We start from the raw sequence: 9,597 nt of genomic DNA, 5'->3' as shown, positions 1-9,597 counted from the left end.
TTTGTCTTGCGTGTGACTGGAGTTCAGTGGTGTGCTCTTCCGATGTGTAAACCCCCGCCGTTGGCGCACCCCCCACGGGGGGGGGGGCCGCCGCCCCGCTTGGGGCGGCGGCCACTGCCGCGCTGGTAGCCAGTCAGGTGACGCTTCCCGCGCTAGGGTCCACGTAGCTGCGGCCCCCTCTGTACTCAGTAGGCCTCGCTCTTGTTGTTGACGATCTCGTCGAGCAGGGCGGTGGCGTCGGCGTACCGCTGGGCCGTCGAGCTGTCGACCGGCAGGGCCAGGGTGGCGAAGCCGTACCGGACGGCTTCTCCGACGGTACGCGTCCCGAGCTTGCGGGTGAGCGCGCTGTCGATCTTCGTGGAGGCGTTGATCTGCCGCGCGGCAAGGTCGAGCAAGGTCGCCAGCAGCTGGAACCTGGCGGGACCCGGCTGCGGCCCGCCCGCCGAGAGCACGACCCCGGCCTCTGAGTTGTCCAGTGCCCCGTTTCCCGAGCTGTCGAACTGCTGGTAGGTGGCCTGAACCCGGGCCAGCAACTCGGCTGTGCGCTCCTCCGGGTGGGTCTTCCAGTAGCCGTGCGAACGCGGGTCGCGGGTCGGCGTGACTTCGGTGATCGTCGTGGTGGCCGTCGCGGTCACCGGCTCGTAGACGCAGCCGTTGATGTTGCGGTACGTCACGGAAGCGTGGTCGTTCAGCTTGTCCCCGGCGGAGAACAGCAGGCTGGGCCTGGCCGTGAACTGCACGGACCGGGTGGCGCTCGCGGTCAGTTCGCCCAGCGACCACGTCAGCGTCGTTGTCCCATCGGCGTTGCGGGTGACCTCGGTCGGATGGGGACCTGTGCCTTGGTCGAGGGCCTGGCTGTAGTAGACCTCCTTCGGGAGCGTGTCGGTCAGGACGACGCCGGTGGCCTTGGCGCTGCCGACGTTGGCGACCTTCAGGTCGACCGTGATCGCCTCACCGGCGTTGACCGTGGCGGTCGCGCGCTTTTCGAGGGTGAGCTTGGGGGCGTGGACCTTGGTCGAGGCGGTCGCAGTGTTGTTGTCCGTTCTGGCCTCGGCTCCGCCGGCGAGGTCCTTCGCGGTCACCTCGGCCTTGTTGGTCAGCACGGCGGCGTCCTCGGTATCGCAGGGGATCTTGTACGTGAACGTCTCTGTGCTCGTACCACCTGCGCCCAGCTGTCCGACCTGGCGCGTTTGAGCGTCGCCGGTCGGCGGGGTGTCCTTCAGAACGATCGCGGTTGCTTGGCCAGTGCCGATGTTGTCCAGCTTGACCGGGTAGGTGAGGGTGTCGCCGGGCTCGGCGTCTGCCTTGTCGACGGTCTTCTTCGTGGCGATATCGGGGTCATAGAAGTTGAAGAACGAGATCTCCTGGCGGATCACGGCGGCGAAGCCCAGTTCCTTCTCCACGCTGCCACCGGCCCCGGCGCAGGTGGGCGAGGACGCGGGCCAGCTGCTGCACGCCCAGCCCAGGCGGTCGGGGGACTGCGCCCGGAACCTGATCGCGGGCCAGTCGTCGTGATCCCTGAGGGTGGTCAGACCTTTCTCGGCGTTGATGTCCACGCTCACGTTGCCGGCGTCGATGATCGGGACGTTGGTGCCGGCCGTGCGGTTGTCGTTCCAGTTGAGCGGCCCGTTCCCGGCGCCCGCCCGGAGCGGACGGAAACCGCTGCCCGGGTTGGCGAGGTTGTCGGTCCACCAGAACGTCCAGTCCGTGCCATCGCTGATCCCCGCGGACTCGTTCAGCCCCCCATCGTTCAGGTCTTCGTTCAGCGGGGGCAGCTTGCCGTTGGACAGGCCCAGACGTACCGCGCCCACCTTCCAGTCGCGCAACTGATTGACCAGCAGCGGCGGCGGGCTGTTCGGGATGCCCGTCTGGAAGAAGTAGTTCATGAAGCTGAGGTAGTTGGGCTTGTAGTTGTCGTTGTTGTCGCCGCCGTGCCGCAGGCCCAGGGCGTGGAAGAGCTCGTGCAGGAGGGTGCCGGCCTGGTCCTGCTCGGTACCGACCTTGGCGTCGGCGTCGCCCGTGCCGGGGGTGAGCACCTGGATGTCGGTGGGGTGGGCGCTGGTCGTGTCGCACTGGCGGTTGTCGCCGACGTGGATCTGGGTGCCGACGGTGACGTCGTCACCACCTGCCGTGGTCTGCAGGGTGTCGTCGCCGCCGTAGTCGCGGGTGAAGTCGGCCACGCACATGGTCCGCCATGAGCCGAGGGTGACGATGAAGTCCTTGTTGTTGTCCCGGGTGGGTTCGCAGCACTGGCCCGAGGTGCCCGGGTCGCCGAGGAGGTCGTGGGCGAAGATCCCGTAGTGGGCGTAACGGGCCAGCTCGGCGGGGAAGTTGGCGTTTCGTGCGTTCCGGTAGTCGTTGCTGTTCAGGCCCATTTGTTGCTGTTCGGCGAGTTGCGCTCCTTGGAGGTAGACGAAGTCGATGCCGTCGCGATGTGTCCCCGGATAGGGGCATGGATTCGTGGCCGGGAACGGAGCGGCGTCGAGGGTGTTGCGAACCAGGGTGATCGCGCCGGGCTTGGGCTGGTGAGAGTGCCGGGTGGTCGGGTTGGTGTCGGCCATGAAGTCGAGCTGCAGGATGATCGTCTTGCGGCACGGGTCGGCGCCGAGCGCGGGCAGGTCGGCGATGACGCCGCCGCTGCGGTTCCTGATGCCGGTCAGTTCGACGATGTCCGGGATGCCGTCGCCGTCGGTGTCGGGCATCTCGGCGCTGGCGGTGATGCCGATTCTGGTGATCCGGCCGTCGTTGTTGCGGGGGAAGCCGTGGTCGCCGTCGCCCTCGACGCAGGTCTCGCCCTTGGCGGTCTGCCCGTCGGACTTGACGCAGGGCGTGCCGAAGACGATGTCGTCACCCGACAACGTGCCGGAGCGCAGGTCGTAGACGAGGTTCAGCTCCAGGTCCTGGTCCCGGGGGCTGATGTCCATCCGGTCGTCGTTGGTGTTGAGCCCGCCGTCCCAGTCCCACAGCGTGACCCTGATGTCCACGGTTGGTTGGTCGCCCGGGAGGTCGTCTTTCGTGAAGGTCCAGCCGTTGGGGGCTTCCGGCAGGCCGAAGGGTTCGAACTCGTCGTCCTCAATTCGCGGGCCGATCTCCAAGGGGCCGTCGGCGATCTGGACCTTGGGGTAGTAGTCGCCGTCGCCCACGCCGCCGCTGTCGGGGTCCTCGATCTGGCGGAGGTACTCGATCTTGAAAGTGACCTTGATGCCGGGGGCGGCTGCGGCCGCGGGGGCGGCAAGGGCCGGGATCAAGGCCAGGAGCAGCGCCAGGATCACGGCGAACGTTAAAGGTTGCCTCGTTTCACGCCTGAACCGACTGAAGCCCATGGTTTCCTCCCTTGGAGCACTGCCACAAAGAAGCGTCCGCCGTGGGCGGGGTCTGACGCCTGAGTACCCCCTACCTAGTGCTCTGGCCGCATGGGTTCGCCGGGGTCGGTGGTCGCTCCGTTCACCCTGGGGAGCGATCTGTGTTTCTGGGTGGCGGTGTCACGCAGAAGAAAAAGTGATTGCCTCGGGGTCAGAGCTCATGTTGGCTGGGCCGCATGGCTGAACTACGTACCGATCGCCTCATCTTGCGTCGATGGCGTGACTCCGACCTCGAACCGTGGGCGGCGATGAATGCCGATCCCGAGGTCCGGGAGCACTTGGGCGACCTGCTTACCCGCGAACAGAGCGATGCCTCCGTGTCGCGATTTCAGGCCGAGTTCGACCAGCGAGGCTACGGGTGGTGGGCGGTCGAGGTGGAGGCCACGGGCGAGTTCATCGGCTTCGCAGGCTTGGATGACGTGGACGACCACATGCCGTTCACAGGAGTGGAGATCGGCTGGCGGCTCGCCCGCTCGGCCTGGGGCCAGGGCTACGCTACCGAGGCTGCGCTGACAGTCCTGGCCCACGGCTTCGACGCTCTTGAGCTTCCTGAGATCCTCGCTGTCACAACGGCCACCAACCTTCGTTCCCAGGCGGTGATGCGCCGGATCGGCATGACCCGGGACCCGGCCGACGACTTCGACGACCCCACCGAGCCCGAAGGGCCACTGCGTCCGAACGTGCTGTACCGCATCGCCCGTAGTGCGAGGATCTGACGTTCTCCGCTGAGGTCGTTTGATCAGGCTGCGGCAGCGACGGGGCGTCCGCCCCAGCGGATGCCTTTCTCGCTGCGGATGCGGGCGCGAAGATCTCAAGCGCGAAGGACGCATCGACGAATATCGCGAGCTGCTGCGTACTGCCGCCGATGCTGCTCACGCGACAGCCGCCACGCACCTGGGATGGCTGCACAGCTTCGTCCCGGAGTGTGGAACGGCGTCCAGTGGAAGATCTGATCCAAACCTGCCCTGCGGATGCTGCGCGCAAGATCGGTGACAGTGCGAGCCGTATATGGTTCGGTGCGTTATGCCGATGCGTCGGTGATCCTGGAGAGGATCCAGTGAACGAATCGCGTGACCTCGCGCGGGTCGAGCTCGGCAGCGGGTAGGCATCGCTGGCGATCGAGGGCCGATCGGACCAACTCGCGGCTGGCTATCGGCACGCGGTGGAGCGCCCACTGTCCACCGTCGATTTTGGACACGAGTATGCCATCCGTTGCGAACCGCCAGGCACGACATGTATTGAGCACTGCGTATTCACCAGGCGCCTGCTCGGCAGCCCAGTGCAACTCGGAAACCAACTGGGCAATGATCAACTCATCAGCGACTGGAGCGAACACCTCGGCCGGGGATCGGCCGGGGCCGACCAGGCGACCAGCCTGGCGGCATACGGCAAGGTGCAACACCAAGTCGGGGTCTCCCTCGTGCCCATGACCATCGACGACCTTGGTGTCGTCGGGCGCTGTAGTGACATGGAGCTCGAATGGCGGCTGCGTCTTGGGGTGCAGGGCGGCAGGGAGGGTAACGACGCTCAGTTCCAGCCCGTGAGCAGGGCAAGGTAGGCGGTTGTCGCTCAGCCGTTCTGCGGCGGCTGCCTGCTCATCCGCCGTCATGGGGTGCTCACAGACGACAAGGACGTCGATGTCGCTGCGCCGCGCGTCAAAGCCACCGAGCACTGCAGAGCCATGGAGGTAGACGCCCACCAGGCGCGAGCCAAGCACCGAGGCCATCGCGGATGCGACGTCTCTGATGTAGTGGTCGGACAGAGAATCCATGATCACACCATAGGAAGCCCCGCCAGACAGCGAGGGCGGACGGCCGCGGTGTCCCGGCGCCAGGGCCAGGGTCGGGTGCCGGTGTTCCCGGTCCAGCCGTAGGTGATGAACTGGCCGCCCTGGCCGAGCAGCGCCATGCGCGTCATGGCACGGGTGCGCAACCCGGTGGCGTCGCGCAGGTTCTCCAAGACGTACTCGCCGTCGTAGATCGTGAGGAAATCCTCGCCCAGGGTGTAGCCACTTCCTGCCCTTGCCCGGGACCGGCGAGATTGCCCGCCGATAGGTGCTCAGAATCGGATCATCATAGATGAGGTAGTCGAGCTGCACCCCCTCCGGGCGGATCACCCCGTACTCGATGGGGAGCCGCTTGCAGTAGTGGTGCGATTGCGGCGGGCAGACGATGTAGCCGTAGCGGGCCACCATCAGGCTGTAAGCCTGGTGGGCGACATCTCCAGCTCGGGGAACCCCGGGAGGATCAATCCCGAATGCACCCGCCGCCGATAGACGCCACTACGTACTCGGCCGCGGGCCAGGCCTTGACATATCAAATGAACGGTTTTTTGATATCGCCATAAGCCGCACCACAGGCCCAGAATCGGCGTCTAATGGAAGGGAGATCACCGCAAGTCAGGCGAGACCCAGACAGGAACGAGGCAATGAGAGTACTGATCGACTCCGGCCGTTGTCAGGGACACGGTCGCTGCTACGACCTCGCCCCCGACGTGTTCGGCGAGGACGACGAAGGCTACGGGACGGTCATCGGCGACGGCTCCGTCTCGCCGGGCGAGGAGCCTCATGCGCGCCTGGCGGCGTCCAACTGCCCCGAGCGGGCGATCGACGTCGAGGGAGCCGCGCGATGACCGCGGACGACCGCTTCGGCGAAGACCTCGAAGAGACGCGCAGGGAACGGTTCCTCAACGGCTACCGGACCGAGATCGTCACGGATCCCGTCTCCGACTGGGCGACCGACTTCTCCCACGTCGACCCGCAGTGGGCGGCCGACCCGTACTCGATCCAGGACGACCTGCGGCAGCGCTGCCCGATAGCGCACACCGAGCGGTTCGGGGGCGTGTGGCTGCCCACCCGCTACGAGGACGTGGCGGCGATCGCGTACGACACCGAGAGCTTCACCTCCCGGGCGATCGTCGTGAGCAACTTCAAGCCGCCCAAGGAGCTCGCTCCGGTGGGCCCCGTGCCGCCGATCTCCTCCGATCCGCCCTTCCACCACGACGCGCGCAAACTGCTGCTGCCGGCCTTCACCAAGACCGCCGTCGCCAAGCTGGAGCCGGCGACCAGGGCGTTCTGCCACCAGCTCATCGACGCGTTCGAGGGACGGGACGTCGTCGACGCCGCCCGTGACTACGCCCAGCACATCCCGACGCGGGTCATCGCCGACATGCTCGGCTTCCCGCAGGAGGACGCGCCGATGTTCGGCGAGTTCGTCGAGAGCTCGCTCGAAAGCATCAACCGGCCGCCGGAGGAGCGCATCGAGCGGCTCACCCAGCTGACGGACTACCTGATCGCGCAGATCCGCGACCACGTCGACAACCCCCGCGACGACCTGACGACCTACCTCCTCAACGCCGAGCTGTTCGGGCAGAAACTCGATCCCAACCACGTCATCGGCACGATCAACCTGCTGCTCATCGCCGGCATCGACACGACCTGGAGCGCCATCGGCGCGTCGTTGTGGCACCTGGCCAAGACGCCCGCCGACCGCGAGCGCCTGGTGGCCGAGCCCGGGCTGCTGCCGACCGCGATGGAGGAGTTCCTGCGAGCCTACGCGCCGGTCACGATGGCGCGGCTGGTCAGGGAGGACGTGCGCTGGAACGGCGTGGACATGAAGGCCGACGACTGGGTGCTGCTGCCGTTCCCGGCGGCCAACCGCGACCCGGCCCAGTTCGACCGGGCGGGCGAGGTGGTCATCGACCGCGAGGTCAACCGGCACGCCGCCTTCGGCCTGGGCATCCATCGCTGCGTCGGCTCCCACCTGGCCCGCATGGAGCTCCGCGTCGCCTTGGAGGTCTGGCTGGAACGCGTTCCGGACTTCACCCTCGAAGACCCCTCGGCCGTCACCTGGGCCGCCAGCCAGGTCCGCGGCCCCCGTACGCTGCCGATCCGCATCGGCTGATCCGAGCCGGAAGGTTCTGACGCCGCGAGAGCCGCGGAATTGATGAAGTCCCCCGCGATACGGAAGGGGAACGTCCGGAACGGGGCCTAGCATGCCGGGCATGACTGAGGACACCGTTCCGGACACCATCGCGGTCGAGCAGGTGAGCATCGTCCCCGCCAACGAGGCGTCCTGGGACGACCTGGCCGCGATCTTCGGCACCGACGCGGGCCGGTGCCAGTGCCAGAGGTTCAAGGTGGTCGGCTGGATCTGGCGCGATTCCACGCAGGAGCAGCGGACCGCGATGCTCCGGGCGCAGACCGCCTGCGGCGATCCGGACGCCGTGGCCACCAGCGGGCTGGTGGCGTATGTCGGGAACGAGCCCGCCGGCTGGGTCGCGGTCGAGCCGCGGACGGCCTATCCCAAGCTGCGTACCTCTCGTGTCCCGTGGGCCGGCCGCTCCGAGGACAAGGACGACGACGGCGTCTGGGCGGTGACCTGCTTCGTGATCCGCAAACGCTACCGGGGCCGCGGCCTGACCTATCCCCTCGCCCAGGCCACGATCGGCTTCGCCCGGGAGCACGGAGCGCGGGCGCTCGAGGCGTACCCGATGATCACGCAGCCGGGCAAGGAGATCACCTGGGGCGAGCTGCACGTGGGGGCCCGTCAGGTCTTCGAGGAGGCCGGGTTCGCGGAGGTCAGCCACCCCACCGTACGGCGGGTGGTCATGCGGGTCGACTTCTGACGGCCTTCCGACCGACCTTCTGATCGACCTTCTGATCGGCCTTCTGGCGACAGTGCGACGCGCGGCGAAGAAGGCAGCCCAGCGTTGCATGGCCATGCATTGGTGTGTATATACTTCTACTCGTGTCCAAGATGCTCACCTCCTTGCCTGTCGGCGAACGCGTCGGGATCGCCTTCTCCGGCGGCCTCGACACCTCGGTAGCGGTCGCGTGGATGCGCGACAAGGGTGCGGTGCCGTGCACCTATACCGCTGACATCGGCCAGTACGACGAGCCCGACATCGGCTCGGTGCCCGGTCGCGCCAAGGCGTACGGCGCGGAGGTCGCCCGGCTGGTCGACTGCCGGGCGGCCCTCGTGGAGGAGGGGCTCGCGGCCCTGGCCTGCGGGGCGTTCCACATCCGCTCCGGCGGACGCACCTACTTCAACACCACCCCACTCGGGCGGGCCGTCACGGGCACCCTGCTGGTGCGCGCGATGCTCGACGACGCCGTGCAGATCTGGGGCGACGGCTCCACCTTCAAGGGCAACGACATCGAGCGGTTCTACCGTTACGGCCTGCTCGCCAACCCCTCCTTGCGGATCTACAAGCCGTGGCTGGACGCCGACTTCGTCAGCGAGCTCGGCGGGCGCAAGGAGATGTCCGAGTGGCTGCTCGCCCACGGGCTGCCCTACCGCGACAGCACGGAGAAGGCCTACTCCACCGACGCGAACATCTGGGGCGCGACCCACGAGGCCAAGGCGCTCGAGCACCTCGACGCGGGCATCGAGATCGTCGAGCCGATCATGGGCGTGCGGTTCTGGGACCCCACCGTCGAGATCGACGCCGAGGACGTCACGATCGGCTTCGAGCAGGGCCGGCCGGTCACCATCAACGGCAAGGAGTTCCCCTCCGCCGTCGACCTGGTGCTGGAGGCCAACGCCATCGGCGGCCGGCACGGCATGGGCATGTCCGACCAGATCGAGAACCGCGTCATCGAGGCCAAGAGCCGGGGCATCTACGAGGCGCCGGGCATGGCGCTGCTGCACGCGGCGTACGAGCGGCTGGTCAACGCCATCCACAACGAGGACACCCTCGCCTCCTACCACAACGAGGGCCGGAAGCTGGGCAGGCTCATGTACGAGGGCCGCTGGCTGGACCCGCAGGCCCTGATGCTGCGCGAGTCGCTGCAGCGCTGGGTCGGTGCGGCGATCACCGGCGAGGTGACCCTGCGGCTGCGGCGCGGCGAGGACTACTCCATCCTGGAGACGTCCGGGCCGGCCTTCAGCTACCACCCGGACAAGCTCTCCATGGAGCGCACCGAGGACGCCGCGTTCGGGCCGCTCGACCGCATCGGCCAGCTGACCATGCGCAACCTGGACATCGCCGACTCCCGCGCCAAGCTGGAGCAGTACGCCAGGCTCGGCCTGGTCGGCAGCGGGCACCCGACATTGATCGGCGCTGCTCAGGCGGCGGCGACGGGGCTGATCGGCGCGATGCCCGAGGGCGGGGCCGAGGCGATCGCCTCCCGCGGCGAGGACGTCGAAGTTCCGGACGACGACGTGCTGCTCGACCACGCCGCGATGGAGTCCGGCACCGACTGACCGACGCGGCCGGAGCATCCGCGGAGTGT

The 9,597-nt window shown here is 67.6% G+C and carries 8 protein-coding genes; 5 read left to right on the top strand and 3 right to left on the bottom strand.

Annotation, left to right across the window (positions count from 1 at the left end):
• Nucleotides 1-185 precede the first annotated feature (185 nt).
• Nucleotides 186-3,272: a CARDB domain-containing protein gene (locus AB0J64_RS24000; protein WP_364030577.1), complete on the bottom strand. Its 3,087-nt coding sequence runs from the start codon at nucleotides 3,270-3,272 to the stop codon at nucleotides 186-188.
• 266 nt (nucleotides 3,273-3,538) lie between these two features.
• Between AB0J64_RS24000 and AB0J64_RS23995 the strand changes: the two genes are divergently transcribed.
• Nucleotides 3,539-4,078, top strand: coding sequence for a GNAT family N-acetyltransferase (locus tag AB0J64_RS23995; RefSeq protein WP_364030574.1), 540 nt, complete (start codon nucleotides 3,539-3,541; stop codon nucleotides 4,076-4,078).
• A 305-nt stretch (nucleotides 4,079-4,383) separates the two neighbouring features.
• Here the strand turns inward: AB0J64_RS23995 and AB0J64_RS23990 are convergent, their stop codons facing one another.
• Both AB0J64_RS23990 and AB0J64_RS23985 read right to left on the bottom strand, forming a co-directional pair.
• Nucleotides 4,384-5,133, bottom strand: coding sequence for an aminoglycoside adenylyltransferase domain-containing protein (locus AB0J64_RS23990; RefSeq protein ID WP_364030571.1), 750 nt, complete (start codon nucleotides 5,131-5,133; stop codon nucleotides 4,384-4,386).
• Between the two features lie 2 nt (nucleotides 5,134-5,135).
• The gene (locus tag AB0J64_RS23985) at nucleotides 5,136-5,321 is read right to left on the bottom strand and encodes a hypothetical protein (protein WP_364030568.1); all 186 of its coding nucleotides are present in this window, start codon (nucleotides 5,319-5,321) and stop codon (nucleotides 5,136-5,138) included.
• Between the two features lie 468 nt (nucleotides 5,322-5,789).
• Between AB0J64_RS23985 and AB0J64_RS23980 the strand changes: the two genes are divergently transcribed.
• The 4 genes from AB0J64_RS23980 to argG all read left to right on the top strand — a co-directional run bounded on the left by AB0J64_RS23980 (nucleotide 5,790) and on the right by argG (nucleotide 9,568).
• Nucleotides 5,790-5,993, top strand: coding sequence for a ferredoxin (locus AB0J64_RS23980; RefSeq protein WP_364030565.1), 204 nt, complete (start codon nucleotides 5,790-5,792; stop codon nucleotides 5,991-5,993).
• A complete protein-coding gene (locus tag AB0J64_RS23975) occupies nucleotides 5,990-7,264 on the top strand; it encodes a cytochrome P450 (RefSeq protein WP_364030562.1) in 1,275 nt (424 codons plus the stop codon). The genes AB0J64_RS23980 and AB0J64_RS23975 overlap by 4 nt, the downstream gene beginning before the upstream one ends.
• A 100-nt stretch (nucleotides 7,265-7,364) precedes the next feature.
• Nucleotides 7,365-7,988 (top strand): GNAT family N-acetyltransferase, encoded by a 624-nt coding sequence (locus tag AB0J64_RS23970; RefSeq protein WP_364030559.1) that lies wholly within the window; start codon nucleotides 7,365-7,367, stop codon nucleotides 7,986-7,988.
• A 122-nt stretch (nucleotides 7,989-8,110) separates the two neighbouring features.
• Nucleotides 8,111-9,568: an argininosuccinate synthase gene (gene argG, locus AB0J64_RS23965; protein WP_364030556.1), complete on the top strand. Its 1,458-nt coding sequence runs from the start codon at nucleotides 8,111-8,113 to the stop codon at nucleotides 9,566-9,568.
• Nucleotides 9,569-9,597 lie beyond the last annotated feature (29 nt).

Source organism: Nonomuraea sp. NPDC049695 (assembly GCF_040674955.1).
In the GTDB taxonomy this organism is placed as follows: Bacteria; Actinomycetota; Actinomycetes; order Streptosporangiales; family Streptosporangiaceae; genus Nonomuraea; species Nonomuraea helvata.
The sequence above is the reverse complement of the archived record's forward strand: the minus strand, read 5'-3'. Positions and strand labels throughout refer to the sequence as shown.

What these genes read in the sequence shown, in the direction of transcription:
- AB0J64_RS23990 (WP_364030571.1), bottom strand. Translation starts at nt 5,133, where the DNA reads ATGGATTCTCTGTCCGACCACTACATCAGAGACGTCGCATCCGCGATG.
- AB0J64_RS23980 (WP_364030565.1), top strand. Translation starts at nt 5,790, where the DNA reads ATGAGAGTACTGATCGACTCCGGCCGTTGTCAGGGACACGGTCGCTGC.
- AB0J64_RS23995 (WP_364030574.1), top strand. Translation starts at nt 3,539, where the DNA reads ATGGCTGAACTACGTACCGATCGCCTCATCTTGCGTCGATGGCGTGAC.
- AB0J64_RS23975 (WP_364030562.1), top strand. Translation starts at nt 5,990, where the DNA reads ATGACCGCGGACGACCGCTTCGGCGAAGACCTCGAAGAGACGCGCAGG.
- AB0J64_RS23970 (WP_364030559.1), top strand. Translation starts at nt 7,365, where the DNA reads ATGACTGAGGACACCGTTCCGGACACCATCGCGGTCGAGCAGGTGAGC.